The 20,022-nt window shown below is 67.4% G+C and carries 22 protein-coding genes and 1 tRNA gene; 12 read left to right on the top strand and 11 right to left on the bottom strand.

The annotated features are described in order from the left end of the window. Positions 1-2 precede the first annotated feature (2 nt). From AC3WLC_RS12745 to AC3WLC_RS12735, 3 genes are all read left to right on the top strand, one after another. On the top strand, positions 3-518 hold the full coding sequence (locus tag AC3WLC_RS12745; RefSeq protein ID WP_493684270.1) for a hypothetical protein: 516 nt from the start codon (positions 3-5) through the stop codon (positions 516-518). Beyond that, a complete protein-coding gene (locus tag AC3WLC_RS12740) occupies positions 515-1,141 on the top strand; it encodes an SCO family protein (protein WP_493684269.1) in 627 nt (208 codons plus the stop codon). The genes AC3WLC_RS12745 and AC3WLC_RS12740 overlap by 4 nt, the downstream gene beginning before the upstream one ends. 93 nt (positions 1,142-1,234) lie before the next feature. After that, positions 1,235-1,996, top strand: a complete 762-nt coding sequence (locus AC3WLC_RS12735) for an LOG family protein (protein WP_493684268.1) — start codon at positions 1,235-1,237, stop codon at positions 1,994-1,996. 163 nt (positions 1,997-2,159) lie between these two features. Here the strand turns inward: AC3WLC_RS12735 and rplT are convergent, their stop codons facing one another. Then, positions 2,160-2,534, bottom strand: coding sequence for a 50S ribosomal protein L20 (gene rplT, locus AC3WLC_RS12730; RefSeq protein WP_057187775.1), 375 nt, complete (start codon positions 2,532-2,534; stop codon positions 2,160-2,162). A gap of 28 nt (positions 2,535-2,562) precedes the next feature. Next, positions 2,563-2,763 carry a 50S ribosomal protein L35 gene (gene rpmI, locus AC3WLC_RS12725; protein ID WP_091831700.1) on the bottom strand — a complete coding sequence of 67 codons (201 nt, stop codon included), beginning with the start codon at positions 2,761-2,763 and terminating at the stop codon, positions 2,563-2,565. Between the two features lie 278 nt (positions 2,764-3,041). Between rpmI and AC3WLC_RS12720 the strand changes: the two genes are divergently transcribed. Beyond that, positions 3,042-4,079: an amino acid ABC transporter substrate-binding protein gene (locus AC3WLC_RS12720; RefSeq protein ID WP_493684267.1), complete on the top strand. Its 1,038-nt coding sequence runs from the start codon at positions 3,042-3,044 to the stop codon at positions 4,077-4,079. 83 nt (positions 4,080-4,162) lie between these two features. Here AC3WLC_RS12720 and AC3WLC_RS12715 read toward each other — a convergent pair whose 3' ends face one another. After that, positions 4,163-5,371 (bottom strand): MFS transporter, encoded by a 1,209-nt coding sequence (locus AC3WLC_RS12715; RefSeq protein WP_493684266.1) that lies wholly within the window; start codon positions 5,369-5,371, stop codon positions 4,163-4,165. A gap of 116 nt (positions 5,372-5,487) precedes the next feature. Between AC3WLC_RS12715 and AC3WLC_RS12710 the strand changes: the two genes are divergently transcribed. The 6 genes from AC3WLC_RS12710 to AC3WLC_RS12685 all read left to right on the top strand — a co-directional run bounded on the left by AC3WLC_RS12710 (position 5,488) and on the right by AC3WLC_RS12685 (position 10,577). After that, positions 5,488-6,078, top strand: coding sequence for a TetR/AcrR family transcriptional regulator (locus AC3WLC_RS12710; protein ID WP_493684265.1), 591 nt, complete (start codon positions 5,488-5,490; stop codon positions 6,076-6,078). A 110-nt stretch (positions 6,079-6,188) separates the two neighbouring features. Then, positions 6,189-7,082, top strand: a complete 894-nt coding sequence (locus AC3WLC_RS12705) for a MurR/RpiR family transcriptional regulator (RefSeq protein ID WP_493684264.1) — start codon at positions 6,189-6,191, stop codon at positions 7,080-7,082. Beyond that, a complete protein-coding gene (locus AC3WLC_RS12700) occupies positions 7,079-8,416 on the top strand; it encodes an aspartate aminotransferase family protein (protein ID WP_493684263.1) in 1,338 nt (445 codons plus the stop codon). Before AC3WLC_RS12705 ends, AC3WLC_RS12700 begins: the two co-directional genes overlap by 4 nt. Before the next feature lie 58 nt (positions 8,417-8,474). Next, a complete protein-coding gene (locus tag AC3WLC_RS12695) occupies positions 8,475-9,497 on the top strand; it encodes an amino acid ABC transporter substrate-binding protein (protein ID WP_493684262.1) in 1,023 nt (340 codons plus the stop codon). A 9-nt stretch (positions 9,498-9,506) separates the two neighbouring features. After that, positions 9,507-10,139 (top strand): aspartate/glutamate racemase family protein, encoded by a 633-nt coding sequence (locus AC3WLC_RS12690; protein WP_493684261.1) that lies wholly within the window; start codon positions 9,507-9,509, stop codon positions 10,137-10,139. A gap of 144 nt (positions 10,140-10,283) precedes the next feature. After that, positions 10,284-10,577: a GYD domain-containing protein gene (locus tag AC3WLC_RS12685; RefSeq protein WP_493684260.1), complete on the top strand. Its 294-nt coding sequence runs from the start codon at positions 10,284-10,286 to the stop codon at positions 10,575-10,577. Positions 10,578-10,675: 98 nt separating this feature from the next. On the opposite strand, the gene infC is transcribed toward AC3WLC_RS12685, so the two are convergent. Together infC and AC3WLC_RS12675 are read right to left on the bottom strand one after the other, a co-directional pair. Further along, positions 10,676-11,218: a translation initiation factor IF-3 gene (gene infC / locus AC3WLC_RS12680; protein WP_092155826.1), complete on the bottom strand. Its 543-nt coding sequence runs from the start codon at positions 11,216-11,218 to the stop codon at positions 10,676-10,678. An 87-nt stretch (positions 11,219-11,305) separates the two neighbouring features. Then, complete coding sequence (locus AC3WLC_RS12675; protein WP_493684259.1) at positions 11,306-12,529, bottom strand: glycosyltransferase; 1,224 nt, start codon at positions 12,527-12,529, stop codon at positions 11,306-11,308. A 127-nt stretch (positions 12,530-12,656) separates the two neighbouring features. Here AC3WLC_RS12675 and AC3WLC_RS12670 point away from each other — a divergent pair, with 127 nt between their 5' ends. Continuing rightward, on the top strand, positions 12,657-13,439 hold the full coding sequence (locus AC3WLC_RS12670; RefSeq protein ID WP_493684553.1) for an alpha/beta hydrolase: 783 nt from the start codon (positions 12,657-12,659) through the stop codon (positions 13,437-13,439). Between the two features lie 10 nt (positions 13,440-13,449). Here the strand turns inward: AC3WLC_RS12670 and AC3WLC_RS12665 are convergent, their stop codons facing one another. The 6 genes from AC3WLC_RS12665 to AC3WLC_RS12640 all read right to left on the bottom strand — a co-directional run bounded on the left by AC3WLC_RS12665 (position 13,450) and on the right by AC3WLC_RS12640 (position 16,711). Beyond that, a complete protein-coding gene (locus AC3WLC_RS12665; protein WP_091831714.1) occupies positions 13,450-13,704 on the bottom strand; it encodes a BQ00720 family protein in 255 nt (84 codons plus the stop codon). 109 nt (positions 13,705-13,813) lie between these two features. Next, positions 13,814-14,242, bottom strand: a complete 429-nt coding sequence (locus AC3WLC_RS12660; protein ID WP_091831716.1) for an Hsp20 family protein — start codon at positions 14,240-14,242, stop codon at positions 13,814-13,816. Between the two features lie 137 nt (positions 14,243-14,379). Further along, positions 14,380-14,784, bottom strand: a complete 405-nt coding sequence (locus AC3WLC_RS12655; RefSeq protein WP_493684258.1) for a RidA family protein — start codon at positions 14,782-14,784, stop codon at positions 14,380-14,382. A 104-nt stretch (positions 14,785-14,888) separates the two neighbouring features. After that, positions 14,889-14,965: transfer RNA gene (locus tag AC3WLC_RS12650), tRNA-His, on the bottom strand. A 126-nt stretch (positions 14,966-15,091) separates the two neighbouring features. Further along, positions 15,092-16,153, bottom strand: coding sequence for a hypothetical protein (locus AC3WLC_RS12645; protein WP_493684257.1), 1,062 nt, complete (start codon positions 16,151-16,153; stop codon positions 15,092-15,094). Between the two features lie 162 nt (positions 16,154-16,315). Further along, positions 16,316-16,711: a phasin gene (locus AC3WLC_RS12640; RefSeq protein ID WP_092155557.1), complete on the bottom strand. Its 396-nt coding sequence runs from the start codon at positions 16,709-16,711 to the stop codon at positions 16,316-16,318. Between the two features lie 255 nt (positions 16,712-16,966). On the opposite strand from AC3WLC_RS12640, the gene AC3WLC_RS12635 reads away from it, so the two are divergent. Next, positions 16,967-19,981 carry a PAS domain-containing sensor histidine kinase gene (locus AC3WLC_RS12635; RefSeq protein ID WP_493684256.1) on the top strand — a complete coding sequence of 1,005 codons (3,015 nt, stop codon included), beginning with the start codon at positions 16,967-16,969 and terminating at the stop codon, positions 19,979-19,981. Positions 19,982-20,022: the final 41 nt, after the last annotated feature.

The following is a 20,022-nucleotide window of genomic DNA, read 5'->3' as shown; positions in this document are numbered from 1 at the left end:
CCATGCGAGGCAGCCTCAAGGCACTAATCATCGCAGCCGGCCTGGCGGCGGGGCCCGTCATTGCTGCCGAGCCCTGGAACATCCCGCATGAGAAGCAGGCCGTGCTGAAAGGTCGCGTCGTCGATGCGCTCTGCCAACTCAAGGGCCGCTGCGTACCCGATTGCGGCGGCGGCAAACGGCAACTGGGTCTGCTGCTCGCCGACGGCACATTCAGGCTGGTGGCGAAATCGAACATCGATTTCGCCGGGGCGACCAGCGACCTTGCACCCTATTGCGGCCGCGAGATCGAGGCCGACGGCCTGCTGATCGAGAACCCGGCGGTGACCCTGTTCTTCGTCCAGCGTCTGCGCGAGCGACCGGACCAGGACTGGATCGCGGCCGAGCGTTTCAAGATCGAGTTCGAGGCGAAGAACGGCAAGGCCGAGGAATGGTGGCGCGCCGATCCGGAGGCGAACCGGATCATCGCCGCGGACGGGCCGTTCGGGATCAAGGGTCTCCAGCCGAAACCGAAGCCGTGAGCGCACGTATTACACGCCGAAACCTCTTCGTCGGGCTGGGCATGACGCTGACGACGAGAGCCTTCGGCCACGACCACAAGGCGGCGCCCGCCTCCCCGACCGCAAGCGCAGCGCCCGATCCGCTGGCGGCGCAGTTCGGCGGCCCGTTCGCGCTGACCGACCACACCGGCAAGCGCGTCACCGACGCCGACTTCCGCGGCCGCTTCATGCTGGTCTATTTCGGCTTCACCCACTGCACCGACACCTGCCCCGTCGACCTGCCGGTGATCGCCGGGGCTCTCGATGGGCTCGGCCCGCTCGCCGAACAGATCACGTCGCTGTTCATCAGCGTCGATCCTATCAACGACACGCCTGCAGTGATGGCGACCTACGTCGCCAACTTCCACCCACGGCTGATCGGACTATCCGGCAGCGAGGCCGAGATCGCAGCCGCCGCGAAAGCCTACAAGGTCCACCGCCGCAAGCTGACGCAAGCGCATCACGGAGTGGGGGAATACACGATCGACCACGGCTCCCTGACTTATCTGATGGGTCCCGATGGCCGCTTCCTGACCCTGCTGCCACACGGGACATCGCCGGAACGCATGACGGCGGTGCTGCACAAATACCTGTCGAGACCATAATGAGTCGGGGCAGATAGAGCTGATTGAGTCGGCGCGGGCCAGACCGTTCGACCAGCTCCGGTCGAACGGACGACGCGCCAGCCGGAGGCCATCATGCCCGACAACAGCGCCCAGAAGAATTCACCCTCCTACCGGATCGCCGCACTCGACCAGGACTTCCTGCTCGGCGACTCGATGCGCGGGGCGCGCTTCATGCTCGAATACCAGAAGGCCGAGGATGCCTTGCGCGCCCGCGGCATCGTCTCGACCATCGTCGTGTTCGGCTCGGCGCGGGTGCGCGAAGGCAATCCCTGGTACGAGGCGGCGCGGAGCTTTGCCCGGATCGCCTCGGAGCGCGGCGGTGCGCTCGACGGCAAGGAGAGCGGCAAGCGCCACGTCATCGCCACTGGCGGTGGCCCCGGCATCATGGAGGCGGCCAATCGCGGAGCGACGGAGGCCGGCGCGGTCTCGATCGGCTTCAACATCACCCTGCCGCACGAGCAGGAGCCGAATGCCTGGTCGACGCCGGACCTGACCTTCCGCTTCCATTATTTCGCGATGCGCAAGATGCACCTCGCGATGCGGGCGGCGGCGCTGGTCGTGTTCCCCGGCGGCTTCGGCACGCTCGACGAGCTCTTCGAGATCATGACGCTGGTGCAGACCGGCAAGATGCCGCCGGTGCCGATCGTGCTCTACGACAGCGCCTATTGGCAGGGACTGATCAATCTCGACCGGATGGCCGAGGCGGGCTTCATCCGGCCGGAGGACCTCAAGCTGTTCTGCTATGCCGACAGCCCCGAAGAGGCCTATCAGCGCATCGTCGATGGTGCCGGCGAGAGCTGGACGCCGAAGGCGGTGGACAAGGTGCAGACGTAGCGTCGTCATTGCGAGGAGCACGGCGACGAAGCAATCCAGGGGCGGCACGGCGCCAGGTCCTCCTGGATTGCTTCGCTACGCTCGCAATGACGGCAAAGCAGTAGCCCAAACAAAAAGGCCGGCGTTTCCGCCGGCCTTTCGTATTCCGTTGAGGTCAGTCCGCTCAGGCGGCCTTGGCCTCGGCGCCGAGCGCGCCCTTGACCGTCTCGACCACCGCAGCGAAGGCGGCAGCGTCGTCGATCGCGAGGGCCGACAGGGTCTTGCGGTCGAGCTCGAGGCCCGCCTTGGCGAGGCCGCCGATGAACAGCGAATAGGTCAGGCCGTGCTCGCGCACCGCAGCGTTCAGGCGCTGGATCCAGAGCGCGCGGAAGGTGCGCTTCTTGTTCTTGCGGTCGCGATAGGCGTACTGCATCGACCGATCGACGGCCGCCTTGGCGGCGCGGATCGTGTTCTTGCGGCGGCCATAGAAGCCCTTGGCGGCCTTGAATGTCTTCTTGTGCTTGGCGTGGGACGTAACGCCCCGTTTCACGCGAGCCATGTTTGATCTCCGGAAAAGTTAGGGGACGTCAGCCGTTGGGGAGGAAGTACTTCTTCACGTTGGCGGCATCGCCTTCGAAAAGAACGTTCGTCCCACGGTGATTGCGGAGCTGCTTGTTGGTCCGCTTGATCATCCCGTGACGCTTGCCGGCCTGGGCGTAGAGCACCTTGCCGGTTCCGGTGACCTTGAACCGCTTCTTGGCGGCCGATTTAGTCTTCATCTTGGGCATTTCAGCTCCTCATAGGTCGCGAGCGCGAACAATGCGCCGCTTCAATTTTGCTTTGGGAAGCAAAGTACGACCGCCACGGCAGCCCTTATCAGCCGGGCGATCGAAGGTGGGGCCTATGACAGAAAAGCCTGGAGCTGGCAAGAGCCTGCAGCTGTAGCGAAATCCGCTTTCCGGAGCAGAAGCCTGACACCGGCCGCCTTCGCAGCCGTTTGAAATTCGTCATATAACTGTAACGGTTTCCAACCATCGCAGCCGCATTCCCGCCGGAGACAATCACCGTGAAGACACCCCTCCTCAGCCTGGCTGCGGGCCTTGCGCTCGTGGCCGCCTCCGCCGTGTCCGCCTTCGCCCAGGGTGGCGGCCAGTCGACCCTCGACCGGATCAAGGCGCGCGGCCATATCATCTGCGGCACCAGCGAAGGCGTGCCGGGCTTCTCGCTGCAGGACAACAAGGGCGTCTGGAGCGGCTTCGACACCGATGTCTGCCGCGCGCTGGCGGCCGCGATCTTCAACGACCAGGACAAGGCGCAATACCTGTCGCTGTCGAGCAAGAACCGGCTGGTAGCGCTGCAATCGGGCGAGATCGACGTGCTGGCGCGCACCACCACCTGGACGCTGAGCCGCGACATCGGCCAGGGCCTGAGCTTCACGGCGGTGAACTATTACGACGGCCAGGGCTTCATCCTGCGCAAGAAGCTCGGCGTGAACACGGTCAAGGAGCTCAACGGCGCCTCGGTCTGCGTCGCGCAGGGCACGACCACCGAGCTCAACCTCGCCGACTACGGCCGTACCAACAACATCAAGTTCGAGACCGTCGCCTTCGCCACGCTGGAAGAGACGGTCGCCGCCTACGAGGCCGGGCGCTGCGACGCCTACACCACCGACCTCTCCTCGCTCGCCGGCACGCGCAACAAGCTGCAGAAGCCGGACGAGCACATCCTGTTGCAGGAGGTGATCTCCAAGGAGCCGCTCGGCCCCTGGGTCCGCAAGAACGATACGGGCTGGTTCGACATCGTGCGCTGGACCGTGTTCGCGCTGATCAATGCCGAGGAGCTCGGCGTCACCCAGGCCAATGCCGAGGAACTGGCGAAGAGCTCGCAGAACCCGGAAGTGCGCCGCATGCTCGGCGCCGAGAGCAAGTTCGGCGAGTCGCTCGGCCTGACCAATGATTGGGTGGTGCGGATCGTCAAGGCGGTAGGCAATTACGGCGAGAGCTTCGAGCGCCATTTCGGCGCCCAGAGCCGCAACCCGCTGCCGCGCGGCGTCAACAAGCTCTGGTCGCAGGGCGGGCTGCAATACGCCCCGCCGATCCGCTGAGCTTACCTTGCAGACAGATCGGGCGGCCTCCTTCCGGGAGGCCGCCCTTTTTAATGGGCTGGGGCTTCAGGCGCAGTTCGCCTTCAGCCCGTCCATGCCCTCGCCGCTTCCCGGCGCGGCTCAGTGAGCATGCAGAACCCGGCCGCGACGATCGCCAGTGCGGAGAAGCCGCCGGCGACCGAGACGTAGAAGCCGCTGCGTGCGCCATAGGTGTCGATCAGCCAGCCCGACAGGGCCGAGCCGAGCGCCATGCCGACGCCCATTCCGGTCATCACCCAGGTGATGCCCTCGGTCAGCTTCGAGGGCGGCGCGTGCCGCTCGACCAGCGCCATCGCGACGATGACGGTCGGCGAGATCGAGGCGCCGGCGATGAAGAGCACGACGCCCAGCATCCAGAGCGAGGAGACGATCAGCAGCGGCAGCGTCGTCGCGGCGGCAAGGCCGATCGCGAGCAGCAGCTGCGTGGTCAGCGGCAGGCGCAGACGCAGCGCGCCGAAGACGAGGCCGGTGATGAAGGAGCCGGCGGCGTAGGCCGCGAGCGCAAGGCTCGCCGCCGCCTTGTTGCCCTGCGCCTCGGCGAAAGCGACCGCCGTGACCTCGGCCGTGCCGAAGACCGCGCCGAGCGCGACCATCAGCAGCGCGATGATCTGCACCGGCACCAACCGGATCGCCGAGCCGCTGCTATCGGAGCCCTGCGGATGCACTGGCGGCTCGGTCGCGCGTTGCGCCACGAATAGGGCCATGCCGACGGCAAGCAGGATCGTTGCCGCGAGCGGCCCGGCCTCCGGGAACCAGACGACGCTGAGGCCGATCGCCAGCACCGGGCCGACCATGAAGACCATCTCGTCGACCACCGATTCGAAGGCGAAGGCGGTGCGCAGCTGCGGCGTGCCGCGATAGATCTCGGTCCAGCGAGCGCGCACCATCGCCATCATGCTCGGCTCCAGGCCGGCGAGGCCGGCGAAGAGGAAGAGCACCCAGATCGGGGCCTCGAAGCGGGTCGCCAGCATCAGCCCGATCAGCGCGACGATCGTCGCGAGCGTCGCGGGGATCAGCACCTTGCTCTGGCCATGGCGATCGACCAGCCGCGAGATCTGCGGCGCGATCAGCGCATTGGACAGCGCGAAGGTCGCGGCGACGCCGCCGGCGAGCCAGTACTCGCCTCGCGCCTGGGACAGCATGGTGACGATGCCGATGGTCACCATCGACAGGGGCAGGCGGGCGACGAAGCCGGCGGCCGAGAAGCCGATCGTGCCGGGGGCCCGGAAAATCTCGCGATAGGGGTTAGGCATGGACGTCTCCGTCACATCAAAGCGTAATTGACATACGTTGCGTATGTGACATGAATAATTACATACGAAGCGTATGTCAATTCACATACGCGCCGTATGCGAAAGGGGTATGGACGATGCGCAAGCCGCGCAGCCAGATGATTGCCGAGACGCGGGCCAAGCTGATCGCCGCGGCGCGCGCCGCCTTCGGCACGGTCGGCTATGCCGAGACCTCGATGGATGATCTCACCGCCTCGGCCGGGCTGACGCGCGGGGCGCTCTACCATCATTTCGGCGACAAGAAGGGCCTGCTGGTGGCCGTAATCGCCGAGATCGACGGTGAGATGAACGCGCATATGCAGGCGGTCTCGGCGAAGGCGTCCGATCCCTGGACCGGCTTTCGCGACGAATGCACAGCCTACATCGAGCTGGCGCTCGATCCCGAGATTCAGCGGATCATGCTGCGCGACGGGCCGGCCGTGCTCGGCGATCCCTGGGATTGGCCGACACTCAGCGAATGCATCCGCTCGATGACCGAGAGCCTAACAACGCTGGCAGAGAGTGGCGTCATCACCCCGATCGATCCCGAGGCGGGAGCACGTTTGATCGCCGGCGCGACGCAATACGCCGCCCAATGGATCGCGAACGCGCCCGAGCCGGAAGCGACCTCGCGCAAGGCGATCGAGGCCTTCAACCTGATGCTCGACGGGCTGCTGGTTCGGAGCTGAGCAGGGCTCGGTGTCTGCACAGGCGTCGCACAATGTGAAACAAATGTTTCAATCTGACTATGCCAAAGAATCTGTTTCAGATTCTAATCTCCCCTGCTAACGTCCACCGCATGGACAAGCCCGGCCTGACGGCGAGCCTCACCGAGAGCTTCGAGCAATTGCCGCAGCAATTGCAGGCGGCGGCGCGCTGGGTGCTCGATCATCCGGCCGATGTCGCGTTGCTGACGACGCGCGAGCAGGCCAAGCGCGCCGGCCTGTCGCCAGCCACCCTCACCCGGCTGGCGCAACGCTTCGGCCTCAAGGGCTATGACGAACTCCGTGCCGTCCACGCGGCAGCGTTGCGGCGGCGACCGGAGGGTTTTGCCGGCCGCGCCGGCGAATTGATGCAGCGCCATGGCGAGGAAGGCCCGAGCGCGATCGCACAGGACATGTTCGCGGCATTGACCGAGCATCTGAAAGCGCTGCGCGAGCCGCTTGCGCTCGCCCGCTTCGAGCAAGCCGCTGACCTCTTGAGCGAGGCGCAGACTGTATTCTGCTTCGGCCTGCGCTCGGCTTTCCCGGCCGCCTTTATGCTCGACTATATCCGCGACCTGATCGGCGCCGGCTCCGTACTCGCCGACGGCGCCGGCGGGCGCGGCATCGACGCGCTGCGCCGGATCGGCCCGGGCGATGCGCTCTTTGCCGTCTCGGTCGCCCCCTATACGCGCCTGACCGTGCAGGCCGCCGAAATTGCGCAGCAACGGGGAGCGAAGGTGGTGGCGCTGACCGACAGCGCGCTCTCCCCGCTCGCCGCCATTGCCGACGTCGCGCTGCTGGTCCGGACCGAGACGCCGTCCTTCTTCCACACGATGACGCCGGCTTTCGCCGCGGTCGAATGCCTGGCGGCGCTAATGACCGCGCGCAAGGGCAAGGCCGCGCTCGACGCGATCGCCCGCCATGAAGCCGCCCTCGACGCGGCCGGCACCTTCCTCACCCCCAAATCCATCAGGCGAGGCCATCGATGAGCCACATCCTGCATCGCATGCTGAACAAGAGCTATCCGGCCGCGACCGGCGGCGAGGGCATGGTGCTGCGCGACCGCAACGGGCGCGAGCATATCGACGCCTCGGGCGGGGCTGCCGTCTCCTGCCTCGGCCACGCCCATCCCGACGTGCTGGCGGCGATGCATGCGCAGATCGACAAGCTCGCTTACGCCCACACCAGCTTCTTCACCACCGACGCAGCCGAAGAGCTCGCCGACCATCTGATTGCGCGGGCGCCGGCCGGGATGGAGTCGGTCTATTTCTGCAGCTCCGGCTCGGAGGCGATCGAAGCCTGCCTGAAGATGGCCCGGCATTATTTCGTGGAGAAGGGCGAGAGAAGCCGAGTCAACTTCATCTCGCGGCAGCAGAGCTATCACGGCATCACGCTCGGCGCGCTCTCGGTCGGCGGGCGGATGAAGGATCGTGCTCCCTTCGAGCAGATGCTGATGCAGGGCCATCATATCTCGCCCTGCTATGAGTATCGCGGCCGCCGCGCCGACGAGACCAGCGAGGAATACGGGCTGCGTATGGCCGACGAGCTCGAGGCGAAGATCCTGGAGCTCGGGCCGGAAACGGTCTGCGCCTTCGTCGCCGAGACGGTGGTCGGCGCGACGCTCGGCGCGGTGCCGGCCGCGCCCGGCTATTTCAAGCGCATCCGCGAGATCTGCGATCGTCATGGCGTGCTGCTGGTCCTCGACGAGGTGATGAGCGGCATGGGCCGCACCGGCTCGCTGCACGCCTGCGAGCAGGAAGGCATCGCGCCCGATTTGATGGCGATCGCCAAGGGACTGGGCGGCGGCTATGCGCCGATCGGCGCCATGCTGGCCTCGAAGCGGGTCGTCGAAGCGGTCAGGCAGGGCTCGGGCATCTTCCCGCACAGCCAGACCTATGTCGGCCACCCCCTCGCCTGCGCCACCGCGCTGGCGGTGCAGCAGGTGATCGAGCGCGACGACCTGCTCGCCAATGTCCGCAGGCAGGGCGCGCGGCTGGAGCAGCGCCTGCGCGAGCGCTTCGGCAATCACCATCATGTCGGCGACATCCGTGGGCGCGGCCATTTCTGGGGCGTCGAGATCGTCGCCGACCGCTCGAGCAAGACGCCCTTCGATCCGGCCCTGAAGCTCAACGCCAGGATCAAGCAGGCGGCGCAGGAGCGCGGCCTCTTGATCTACCCGATGGGCGGCACGGCCGACGGCACCGCCGGCGACCATGTCCTGCTGGCACCGCCCTTCATCATCGACGCCGCGACCGTGGACACCATCGTCGAGCGGCTCGGCGACGCGCTCGATGCGACCTTGGCCTCGGCCCGACCGGCCTGAAGGCTCACCACGATCCGGGCCGGCAAGAGCCCGGTACTTCCACAACAGGGGAACGATCATGAAACGACTGAAACATGTGGCTTTGGCCGGGCTCGCCGCGCTCGGCTTTACCAGCGCGGCGAGTGCCCAGACCGGCACGCTCGACCGCGTCAAGGCGCGCGGCGAACTGATCTGCGGCAACCACATCGCCCTGCCCGGCTTCGGCATCCAGGGGCCGGACGGGCGCTGGGACGGGCTCGACATCGATCTGTGCCGCGCCGTCGCCGCGGCGATCTTCAACGACCCGAACAAGGTCAGGTTCGTGCCGACCACGCCGCAGATGCGCTTCGTCGTGGTGCAGTCGGGCGAGGTCGACATGCTCGCCCGCAACGCGACCTATACGATGTCGCGCGACACCTCAGCCGGCATGTCCTGGCCGATCATCAACTATTTCGACGGCCAGGGCTTCATGGTCCGCAAGTCGCTCGGGGTCGCCGAAGCGAAGGGATTGGAGGGCGCCTCGATCTGCGTGACGCAAGGCACGACGACCGAGCTCAACCTCGCCGACTTCTTCCGCGCCAATAAGCTGAAATACGAGATCATCGGCTTCGCCACCAATGAGGAGGGCGTCAAGGCGCTGGAGGCCGGGCGCTGTGACGCCTTCACCACCGACACTTCGGGCCTTGCCGCCGAGCGGCTGAAATTCTCCAAGCCCGACGACTTCGTCGTGCTGCCGACGCTGATCTCGCGCGAGCCGCTCGGCCCGGCGGTGAAGCGCGGCGACGAGAGCTGGGTCGCGCTGGTGAAATGGGTGCACTACGCCATGCTCAACGCCGAGGAGTTCGGCGTGACCAAGGCCAATGTCGACGAGCAGCTGAAATCGGGCAATCCCGAGATCAAGCGGCTGCTCGGCGTCGAGGGCAAGTTCGGCGAGGGCCTCGGCCTCAGCAATGACTGGGCCTATCGCGTGATCAAACATATCGGCAATTACGGCGAGAGCTTCGAGCGCAATGTCGGTGCGGGCTCGAAGCTGCAGTTGAAGCGCGGTCTGAACGACCTCGCCTCGCGTGGCGGGCTGCAATATCCGCATCCGATCCGGTAAGGGCTGATCATGCGGATCGCGCTGATCCATGCGCTGCGCCATTCGCCGCCTCCAATCGAGGCGGCGTTCGCGCGGCTGTGGCCAGAGGCCACGCTGATGAACCTGCTCGACGACAGCCTCTCGGCCGATCTCGCCCGCGACGGGCGGATCACAGAGGCGATGACCGGGCGCTTTCTGAGTCTAGCCAGCTATGCACGCGCCACCGGCGCAGACGGCGTCCTCTTCACCTGCTCGGCCTTCGGGCCCTGCATCGAGGCGGTGCAGCGCGCGCTGTCACCTCTTCCCGTGCTGAAGCCGAACGAGGCGATGATCGAGGAAGCCATGGCGATCGGCGGCCGAATTGGCCTCCTCGCCAGTTTCGGGCCGTCGCTGCAATCGATGCCGCCCGAATTTCCGGAATCGCTGACGGTCACGCCGAAGCTGGCGGAGGGCGCGCTCGCCGCGCTCGATCGCGGCGACGCAGCCGAGCACGACCGGCTGGCGGGACTGGCTGCGCGCGATCTGGCGGAGTGCGACGCGGTCGCGCTGGCGCAGTTCAGCCTGGCGCGGGCGGCTCCGGCGGTCGCGGCAGCGACAGGCAAGCCGGTCCTGACGACGCCGGACAGCGCAGTGAGGAAACTCAAGCGGCTGCTCAACCCATAGGCGCTGCCCGCTATCCGCCGGCGGTGCTAGAGTGGCGAGGCAGGCCCGGCGGATGGTCAACGGCCCATCCGGAACCGCACGGCGACAAGCGGGCCGCCGTAGGCAGCTTCCGACGAAAGGCCGGGCCTTTCGGGGAGAAGCGCCATGACCACCTACATCATGCTGCTCAACTGGACCGACCAGGGCGCACGCAACCTCAAGGACTCGCCCAACCGCCTCGATGCGGCCAAGCAGGTGCTGAAAGACATGGGCGGCGAGTTCAGAGCCTTCTTCATGACCATGGGCACATACGACATGGTCCTGGTCTGCGAGGCGCCCGACGATGCGGCGCAGGCGCGCTTCTGCCTGCGGCTCGCCATGCTCGGCAATGTCCGCTCGGAAACGCTGAAGGCGTTCCCGGAGACGACCTATCGCGAGATCATCCGCTCCGTCAGCTAGCACACCGACGAAACGACAAAGCCCGGCCGAGACGGCCGGGCTTGGTGGAAGGCAGATCCGAATGCGACGCCATAAGCGCGGCGCGCAGGCCCCGCGCCTTATCGGGGCGCGAGCACCATGACCATCTGGCGGCCTTCGAGCTGCCAGTCGCTCTCGACCTTGGCGACCTCGACCGTGTCGGCCTTGACCCGCTCCAGCACCTTCACGCCGAGGTCCTGGTGCGCCATCTCGCGGCCGCGGAAGCGCAGGGTGACCTTCACCTTGTCGCCTTCCTCGAAGAAGCCGTGCATCGCCTTCATCTTCACGTCGTAGTCGTGCTTGTCGATGCCGGGGCGAAGCTTGATTTCCTTGATCTCGATGGTGCGCTGCTTCTTGCGCGCCTCGGACGCCTTCTTCTGCTCGAGGAAGCGGAAGCGGCCATAGTCAAGGATCTTGCAGACGGGCGGCACAGAATTGGGGGCGATCTCGACCAAATCGAGACCGGCGTCCTCAGCAATCTTGAGCGCCTCGAAGAACGAGACCACGCCACGGTTGGCGCCGGTATCATCGATGAGCTGGACGTCGCGGACGCCACGAATGTCGCGGTTGGCGCGGGGACCGTCCTTGACGGGGGCTGGTGCGGCACGGAAGGGACGACGAATGGCTGTATTCTCCTGTGAATGGCGCGCATCGCGCCGTTGGTGAGACACATTGCACAACGCGAAGCGTTGTCAATGGATCAGACGGGTTCAGCGCCCGAGCAGGGCGCAATAGACATCGAGTGTGTCATTGACCATCGAGGCCAATGAGAAGTGGCGCTCGACATGCAGCCGGGCGCGGCGCGCCAGCGCATCGCGGGCGGAGGGGCGCAGCGCCAGCGCCTCGCGCAGAGCCTCTGCGAGCGCCGCCGCATCATCGGGCGGGACATGCCAGCCGGAGCGCTCCTGCGGCGCGACCTGCGGCGGCGCCAGCACCGTTTCCGGCACGGCACCGAGATTGGAGACGACGACCGGAGTGCCCATGGCCTGCGCCTCGACGGCGACGCGGCCGAAGGCTTCCGGCTCGGTCGAGGGCACAGCGACGACCGCAGCGGCCAGGAAAGCGGCCGGCATGTCCGAGCAATGGCCGACGCGGCGGACCCGGCCTTCGAGCTTGGCCTTGGCGATGGCGTCGTCGAGCTCGCGGACATAGCCATCGCGCCCTTGCGCATCGCCGGCGAGGATGAAGGCGGTGTCCTCGTCCCCGGCATCGCGCAATTGGCGCGCCGCCTCGATCAGCACCTTCTGGCCTTTCCAGCTAGTGAGCCGGCCCGGCAGCAGCACGATGCGCTGATGCGGCTCGACGCCCCAGGCACTGCGCAGGGCGCTGATCCGCTCCGGGCTCACAGCCGATGGTGCGAAGGAAGAGAAATCGGTGCCACGATGGACGACGCGGATGCGGTCCCGGGCGAAGGGATGGCGGGCGCGGATCAGGTCGGCGGTGTAGCCGGAATTGGCGATGACGACGTCGCCGCGCGCCATCACTGAATTGTACTGGTTCTTCACAGACGAGCGGGCGTTGTAGGAGCCGTGATAGGTGGTGACGAAGGGCAGCTTCAGCGCTCGCGTCGCCGCCAGCGCGACCCAGGCCGGCGCCCGCGAGCGGGCATGGACGAGCTCGACCCGCTCGCGCTTGCAGAGCAGCGCGAAGGTGCGCACGTTGAGCAGCATCGAGACCGGGTTCTTGGCTGCGGCCGGAAATGGCAGCCAGATGCCGCCCTTGGCCTGCAGTTCGGCGACGAGCCGCCCACCCTCCGTCGCGACCAGCGCCCGCGCGCCGACCTCGGTCAGCCCGGCGGCGATGTCGACAGCGGTGCGCTCTGCGCCACCGGCCTCCAGCTCCGGGATGATCTGCAGCACGGTGCGCCCGGCCAGCGGATGCGTCTCGGTCGACGGCAGGGAGAGTTGCGCGCCGGAACGCAGGGAGGTGTTCACTGCTTGAATGGGCCTTCTGCTTGGCGACTCGCCGATGCTATCGAGGTCGTGATGATCACTAAATCGGGCGGGATTGCAGCACGCGATGCCTGCTTTCGCCCGGTTCATCACAGGAGAGAATAGAGTGATGAGGCCTGAGCCGCAATTTCTGAGCGTCGGGACCGGCAGCGAGCGCCGCGAGATCGCGGTGCTGGCGCTGGCCGGCAAGGGCCCGCCGGTGGTCTGGCTTGGCGGCCTGCGCTCGGACATGCGCGCCACCAAGGCTGAGGCGCTCGCCGCCTGGGCGGAGCGCACGGGGCGCGCCTTCATCCGCTTCGACTATGCCGGCCATGGCGAATCCAGTGGCGAGTTCGCCGATTGGACGATGTCGCACTGGATCGAGGATGCGCAGGCGGTGCTGGCCGCCCACGCGCAGGGTCCCGCCGTCCTGGTCGGCTCCTCCATGGGCGGCTGGGTCGCACTTCTGACGACGCTGAAACTGCGCATGACCGCACCGCGGTTGCAGCCGGCCGGCCTCGTGCTGATCGCGCCGGCGGTCGACTTCACCGAAGAGCTGATGTGGGCGCAGATGCCGGAGGCGATCCGCGAGACGATCATCAGGGACGGCGTCTGGCAGCGGCCGTCGGAATACTCGCCGGAGCCGATGCCGATCACACGCGCGCTGATCGAGGACGGGCGGCGTCATCTCCTGTTCGGGCAGCCGCTCGAAACCGGCTGCCCCGTCCACATCCTGCAGGGAATGAAGGATCCCGATGTGCCCTATGGCCAGGCGCTCAGGCTGATCGAGCACCTGCCGCACGATCCGGTCGTGCTGACCCTGATCAAGGACGGCGACCATCGCCTGTCGACGCCGGAGGACATCGCCCGCCTCGTCGCCGCCGTCGAGGGCATCGCGCCCGCGACGGCATAGACAGTTCGGGTCAGTGCAGGCTGACCATCCGGAGATCGTGCTCCCAGGCATTGGCCGTCGCGGCCTCGCGGGAATCGGTCACCAGGATCGGTGCGCCATCGGCCGCGAGCAGCGCGAAGAGCTGCAGGCCAGGCTCGATGTCCGGGGCCTGCGGGAAAATGCGGGCCAACTCATCCGACATGATCGGCTTGAGATAGGCGACCTGGCCGTTGCCGAGGGCGGCGAATTCGGCCGTGGTCAGAGGGTTGTTTCTGGTCTCAGTCATCGCGCCCTCCTTCAGAGCAGTGCGAGGCGGTTTGATTGTGCATCCTTGATCATGAACGGAAGGCAAACCGCATGCCCCCTCGTAAAGACCTTCTGTAGCCCTCAGGGGCCTAGTCGCGGCTCATGATATCGATACGCCGGACGAGCCGTTCCGGTTCCGGACGGGCCAGATCAATCGCGAGCAGCCCGTTGGAGAGATCAGCCCCCAGGACCTGCATGCCGTCGGCGAGCAGGAAGGAGCGCTGGAACTGCCGCGCGGCGATGCCGCGATGCAGAAAGTGTCGCGTCTTGTCGTCGACCTGCCGGCCGCGGATGGTCAGCTGGTTTTCCTCCAGCGTGATCTCGAGCTGGTCGCGCGAGAACCCGGCCACCGCGAGCGTGATCCTGAGCTTGTCGGGCTCATCCTCCGTGCGCGGCATGCGCTCGATATTGTAGGGCGGATAGCCATCGCCGGCGCCTTTGGCGACACGGTCGAGTGCCCGCTCGATATCGTCGAAGCCGAGCAGGAAGGGATGCGACAGGCTAGGCGGACGCGTCATCACGAAGCCCTTTGAAAGGCGCCTCTGGAACTATCGGAGCCCGCTTGCGCAGCACCCCGCACGCGAAAGGCGAACCCAACCGCGTGACCGAGATATGGCGAGCGGGTTGGCTTGCCGCAAGTCCTGCGGGCGGCGCCTCAATCGAGCGCCGCGATCGCCTCGATCTCAATCAGCAGGCGTGGATCGACGAGCGCGGTGACGCCGACCATGGTGCTCGCCGGATAGGGACCCTCGCCGAGGTATTTCAGACGGACCTTGCGCACGGCGACCGCCTTCTCGGTGGAGAGCCCGACGACATAGGTCACCAGCTTGAACACCTTGGTGAAGTCGGTGCCGGCGGCGGCCAGGGCGGCGGCGAGATTGGCGTAGACCTGCTCGGCCTGGGCGGCGATGTCGCCCTCCCCGACCACCTTGCCCATGGGATCGAATGCGACTTGGCCGGAAACATGAATCTGCCGCTCCGACTTGACGATCGCGACATGCGAATAGCCCGTCGGCGGCGAGAGCGAGGCGGGATTGAGGAGATCGATCTTGCTGGGCATGGAGCACTCCCGAAGCTGGCGGCGCTATGCCGCGCGGCGCGGCAAGCTAGGCCAGCGCAGGGCCGGCGCGCAATCTCGGGAACGATGGGAATGGAGGAGGAAGATGGTACAGCCACCCCGGCTTGAACGGGGGACCTCTAGATCCACAATCTAGCGCTCTAACCAACTGAGCTATGGCTGCACGGCTTGCGCCTTGTGTCGCGGCGCTCGGAAGCGGTCCGGGGACGGCGCGGAACCTAGTGCCACGCCTCGCCGAATGCAACGGCGAAATGCAGGCCGGCGTGGAAAACCACGCCGGCTTTCGAAATCAACGGCGCGGCAGCTCCTGGCGGGCCGTCGCGGCGAGATCGCCGAGATGGGCGGCGAAGGATTCGTAGCTGCGACGGAAGGCCTTGGCCTGGAGCGCGACGGCGTCCGCGGCGCTCTGCGTGCGCGCCAGCGTCTCGACCTCCCCCAGCGTCGCCTTCAGCTCGGCGCAGGCATGGTCGAGCACCTTGGCCTGGACCGCGCCGAAGGCGCGCGTCAGCGCCAGCGTCGGCTGGAGCCAGGCGATGGCCGGGAAAGCGGGGATGGCGACCGGCTTCGTCGCCTCGACCGGCTTGGCGAGCACGGGCGCGACAACGGCAGGCGCAGCAGCCGGCTTGGCCGGCGGAGTGACTTCGACCAGCTTGGCCGGCGCGGGAGCGGGCTTTGCGGCGACAGGAGCCACCGGCTTCACCACAACCGGCTCGACCTTGGCGGGGGCGGGCTGCGCCTTGACCGGCTCGGCGACGCGCTTGGCCGGCGCCGGCACAGCCACCGGCTTGGTCAGCGCAGGCTTCGCAGCCGCGGCCTTGCCGGCTTCGATCTTTGCGACAGGAGCGGCGACCTTGGCGGCCGGCTTCGCGACCTTGGTCTTCTGCGGCGCGACGCGCTTGGCAGAATCGGCAGCACGCTTCGCTGCGGGCGCCGGGACAGCCACGGCAACCGGCTTCACCACCGGCTGGGCGACGGGCTGCGGGGCGGTCGCGACGGGAGCGGCGGGCTTGGGAGCGGCGGCAGCCTCCACCTTGGCGACGGGCGCAGCCACGACGGCAGCAGGCTTCGCCACCGGCTGAGCGATGGGCTGCGGGGCAGCCGGCACGGGAGCGGCGGGCTTGGGAGCGGCGGACTGGGGAACGATGGCAGCGGGCTTGGCCTCGGCCTTGGCGACGGGCGCAACTGCGACAGGCGCGGCCGTGGGCTTCACCGCCGCCACCGGCGCGGCTTCCGCCGGCTTGGCTTCGGGAGCCTTGACCGGCACGACCGGCGCAGCCGGCTTCGGCTCGCTCAGGGCCTTGACCGGCGCGAGGCTGATCGGCGCCTTGCCAGGGATAGTCTGCTTAGCCATCGGATCTCTCCTTCACGGTTCCGGCAGGGCGCGCCTGCGCGATCGACAAAACCGGACCCCGGGCATGCTCCGGCGGGATGTATCAACCGCTCGCAGAATCATGCGCCGGCGCCCGGCCGTTTCGTCGTGAAAGCCTGCTCCGCGCCCGCGGCGCTCAAGGCCTCACTTCAGCTTGGTCGCCTTGGCGGCGGTCTCGGCCGCCTTCTTGGCGGCGTCCTGCACGCTGGTGCCGACGTCCTTGAGCTGCGTCTGCAGCGCGGCCATCTGGGCCTTGAGGAATTCGGACTGGTGCTGGAGCACCTCGTTCATGTCCTTCGACTTGACGAGCTTGTCGGCGAGATCGAAGGCCGCCGCGATGTTGTTCTCGGCATAGGACATCGCCTTCTTGGTCATGTCCTGCACGTTGACGCGGGCCGACTCGGCCGAGCCGTGAGCGCTGTCGACCGCCTTCTGGGCGGCACCAATGAAGCCGTCGAACGCCTTGCGGGCCTGGTCGACGCTCTTCTCGGCGAACTCGCGCATCTCGGTGGGAACTTCGTAGGGAAGCTTGCCGTCCATGGTGGGTCCTCCTGCGACCGAGCCTGGCGTTCGCGCCGTCTCCGACGTCGCGCCGCTATTGTGCACTGCAATATCATTATTGCAGTGCAATGACAATGCCGCCCGCGAGAAGGCAGCGGGGGCATATTAACGCTGTTTGGAAACGTCAGGGGAGAGGGCAGGTTCCCACATGGATTCGCCCTGCTCGCGCGTCTATTAAAGATTTGTTAGGTATATTCGCGCGGGCTGGAGTCGCCAGCAGATGAGCGGAGCGGAATGAGCGAATCCGGACAGGATTGGAACGGCCTTGCCGGCGCCCTGGCGCAGGATCCCGCACTCGCGGGCTTCGCCGGTCAAGGGGCACTGCTGCTCTGGCCAGCCGGCGCCGATGCGCCGGCCTTCGCCAATGCCGGCGGCCGGGCGCTGCTCGACTCCTTCGGCGGAGCGGCGCGGCTGCCGGCAGCGACGCGCGAGCGTTTGCGCCTGCTCGCCGGCGGACTTGCCTCGCCGACGGCACTGAGGCTGGAAAGATTGCGGCTCGGCGCCTCGCTGGCGGGGCTCGTGACCTGCGGCTGCAAGCGTGTCGAGACCGGTTCCGGTCCGGCGCTCGCCATCGGCGTCACCGCTTCCGAATTGCGCCGCCTCGGCATCGTCGTTCCGAAGGAGGACGCGCTGGCCCAGCCGGCAGCTGGCGCGCCCTCCTCTGCTGTGCCCGCGACGGCATCGCCCGCGACGGGTGCCGAAGCCGAATCACCTATGCGGCAACGCCGCGCCAATCTACGCTTCCTCTGGGAAAGCGATCTCGACGGGACGCTGGTCAGCCTGTCGCAGGACTTCGCCGAGCTCGTCGGCCCCGAGACTGCGTGCACCACACAGGGGCGCAACTGGCCCGCACTGCTCGCGAGCGACATCGTCGACCTCGATGGCGACTTGGCGACGCGCCTCGCGACCTCCTCGACCTGGAGCGGCCGGGCGGTGTTGTGGCGCGTGTCCCCCGCCGAAGGCGCGCGTGTCGAGCTCTCGGGCTTTCCGCTGTTCGACGGCGAGCGCAATCCCGCCGGCTTTCGCGGCTTCGGCCTGACGCGCTCGCAAGCCAACGAGGCCTTTCCCGAGCGGGAAGCGCCGGAAGAAGAAGCTGCGTCCGCAGCGCCGGAGATCGATGTCCCGGCGGCAGAACTGCCGGTCGCGGCTCTTGTGGAAGACACCGCGGCTGCTGCTCCTTCAAACGAAGCCGTCGAGGCGATGCCGGCTGAGTCGGCTCGCGCAGAGGTCGACGAGGGCGAGACTGACCGCGAACCGGCTGATGCGGACGTACCCGCTGAAGCAACTGCGCCGGCAGAAGCCCAGGACGTGCAGGCCGAGCCCACGGCTTCGATCGACGACGCCCTGGCGGAGCAAGCCGAAGACAGTGGCGATACCCCCGAGGCGAGCGAGCCGCCACAGCCGGCTCCTGAGGCGCCGGCGGCCAATGTCGTGCCGCTGCGCAACGGCCATCTGGCTGCCGTCCGCCCGGTGCTCGAACCGTCGAAGACCCTGCTCTCCTCGGCCGAGCGCAACGCCTTCCGCGAGATCGCCAAGGCGCTCGGCGCCCGCATCGCCGGCGAGGAGAACGAGCCCGGGGAGCCGCGCCTGCCGGCCGCAACGCCGCTGCGCGTGCGGGAAAAGGACGCGAACGAGGCGAAGGAGGAGCCCACCGTCACAGCGGCCGCGGCTCCGTCGCCGCCCGCGACCTCGGAACGGCGCGCACGCGTCGCCAACGCCCATGCCGAGATCCTGGACCGCCTGCCGATCGCGGTGCTGGTCAATCGCGACGAGACCGCGCTCTACGCCAACCGCACCTTGCTCGACCTGCTGGACTATGCCGATCTCGACGATCTCACTGCGGCGGGCGGCGTCAGCAAGCTGATCAGGGGCGTGAGCCACAGCAGCGACGGCGCGATGATCCTGGTCGACCGCAAGGGCGGGCTGATCAGCGTCGACGGCCGGCTCTCCAGCGTGAGCTGGCAAGGCGAGGCGGCGACGCTGATGGCCTTCCGCAACAGCGTCCCGGGCGGCGACCTCAAGATACTGACGCCGGAGGAGGCCGAGGAGCAGGAGCTCGCGGCCGAGTTCGCGGCAGAAGAAGAAGAGGCCGCCTCGCGCCTCGAGCAGCTCCGGCTGGAGGGGCAGGCGAACGACGCTCGCGTCTCCGAGCTCGCCGCCATGCTCGACACCGCCACCGACGGCGTCGTCACCGTGGACGGGCGCGGACGCATCCTCGCGCTCAACAAGAGCGCCGAGGCGCTGTTCGGCTATGACCAGCGCGAGGTCGCCGGCGAGCTCTTCACCCTGCTCTTCGCGCCGGAAAGCCATTCGCCGGCGCTCGACTATCTGGACGGGCTGATCGGCGGCGGCGTCGCCTCGCTGATGAACGATGGCCGCGAGGTCATCGGCCGCGTGCGCCAGGGCGGGCGCATCCCGCTGTTCATGACCATGGGCCGCATCGCCGAGGGGCCGGACAGCAAGTTCTGCGCGGTGCTGCGCGATATCACCGCCTGGAAGAAGACCGAAGGCGAGCTGGTCGAGGCCCGCAAGGCGGCCGAGAAGGCGAGCGCGCAGAAATCCGACGTGCTCGCCAAGATCAGCCACGAGATCCGCACCCCGCTCAACGCCATCATCGGCTTTGCCGAGGTGATGGCCGAGGAGCGCTTCGGACCGATCGAGAACGAGCGCTACAAGGAATATCTGCGCGACATCCACCAGTCCGGCGGCTACGTCATCAGCCTGGTCAACGATCTGCTCGACCTCGCCAAGATCGAGGCCGGCAAGCTCGACCTCGACTTCGGCAGCGTCAATCTCAACGAGATCGCGCTGTCGGCGGTGAACCTGCTCCAGCCGGAGGCGCAGCGTGGCCGCGTCGTGCTGCGCTCGGGGCTGGCGCCGAAGCTGCCGCCGGTCGTCGCCGACGAGCGCTCGCTGCGCCAGATCGTGATCAACCTGCTCTCCAATGCGGTGAAGTTCACCGATGCCGGCGGACAGGTGATCGTCTCGACCGCGCTCGGCGACCAGGGCGAGGCGATCCTGCGGGTCCGCGACACCGGCATCGGCATGGACGATGACGAGATCAAGCTGGCGCTGGAGCCGTTCCGGCAGGTGCCGACGACGCGCAAGTCCGGCGGAACCGGCCTTGGCCTGCCCTTGACCAAGGCGCTGGTCGAAGCGAACCGGGCGGCGCTCTCCATCACCAGCGTCAAGAAGGAAGGCACGCTGGTCGAGGTCACCTTCCCGCCGCAGCGAGTGCTGGCGAGCTGACTGCGCCAAGCGGCTCGGAACGCGGGCCGACGGAAGCAGAA

It is taken from the genome of Allobosea sp. GW821-FHT03A12 (assembly GCF_058986765.1).
Note: the sequence above shows the minus strand (reverse complement) of the source record. Positions and strands in the feature narration are given on the sequence as shown.

Excerpts from the sequence above, each read along its gene's own strand:
- AC3WLC_RS12745 (WP_493684270.1), top strand. The coding sequence starts at position 3 with ATGCGAGGCAGCCTCAAGGCACTAATCATCGCAGCCGGCCTGGCGGCG.
- AC3WLC_RS12735 (WP_493684268.1), top strand. The coding sequence starts at position 1,235 with ATGCCCGACAACAGCGCCCAGAAGAATTCACCCTCCTACCGGATCGCC.
- rplT (WP_057187775.1), bottom strand. The coding sequence starts at position 2,534 with ATGGCTCGCGTGAAACGGGGCGTTACGTCCCACGCCAAGCACAAGAAG.
- rpmI (WP_091831700.1), bottom strand. The coding sequence starts at position 2,763 with ATGCCCAAGATGAAGACTAAATCGGCCGCCAAGAAGCGGTTCAAGGTC.
- AC3WLC_RS12715 (WP_493684266.1), bottom strand. The coding sequence starts at position 5,371 with ATGCCTAACCCCTATCGCGAGATTTTCCGGGCCCCCGGCACGATCGGC.
- AC3WLC_RS12710 (WP_493684265.1), top strand. The coding sequence starts at position 5,488 with ATGCGCAAGCCGCGCAGCCAGATGATTGCCGAGACGCGGGCCAAGCTG.
- AC3WLC_RS12705 (WP_493684264.1), top strand. The coding sequence starts at position 6,189 with ATGGACAAGCCCGGCCTGACGGCGAGCCTCACCGAGAGCTTCGAGCAA.
- AC3WLC_RS12700 (WP_493684263.1), top strand. The coding sequence starts at position 7,079 with ATGAGCCACATCCTGCATCGCATGCTGAACAAGAGCTATCCGGCCGCG.
- AC3WLC_RS12695 (WP_493684262.1), top strand. The coding sequence starts at position 8,475 with ATGAAACGACTGAAACATGTGGCTTTGGCCGGGCTCGCCGCGCTCGGC.
- AC3WLC_RS12690 (WP_493684261.1), top strand. The coding sequence starts at position 9,507 with ATGCGGATCGCGCTGATCCATGCGCTGCGCCATTCGCCGCCTCCAATC.
- AC3WLC_RS12685 (WP_493684260.1), top strand. The coding sequence starts at position 10,284 with ATGACCACCTACATCATGCTGCTCAACTGGACCGACCAGGGCGCACGC.
- AC3WLC_RS12670 (WP_493684553.1), top strand. The coding sequence starts at position 12,657 with ATGAGGCCTGAGCCGCAATTTCTGAGCGTCGGGACCGGCAGCGAGCGC.
- AC3WLC_RS12665 (WP_091831714.1), bottom strand. The coding sequence starts at position 13,704 with ATGACTGAGACCAGAAACAACCCTCTGACCACGGCCGAATTCGCCGCC.
- AC3WLC_RS12660 (WP_091831716.1), bottom strand. The coding sequence starts at position 14,242 with ATGACGCGTCCGCCTAGCCTGTCGCATCCCTTCCTGCTCGGCTTCGAC.
- AC3WLC_RS12655 (WP_493684258.1), bottom strand. The coding sequence starts at position 14,784 with ATGCCCAGCAAGATCGATCTCCTCAATCCCGCCTCGCTCTCGCCGCCG.
- AC3WLC_RS12645 (WP_493684257.1), bottom strand. The coding sequence starts at position 16,153 with ATGGCTAAGCAGACTATCCCTGGCAAGGCGCCGATCAGCCTCGCGCCG.
- AC3WLC_RS12640 (WP_092155557.1), bottom strand. The coding sequence starts at position 16,711 with ATGGACGGCAAGCTTCCCTACGAAGTTCCCACCGAGATGCGCGAGTTC.
- AC3WLC_RS12635 (WP_493684256.1), top strand. The coding sequence starts at position 16,967 with ATGAGCGAATCCGGACAGGATTGGAACGGCCTTGCCGGCGCCCTGGCG.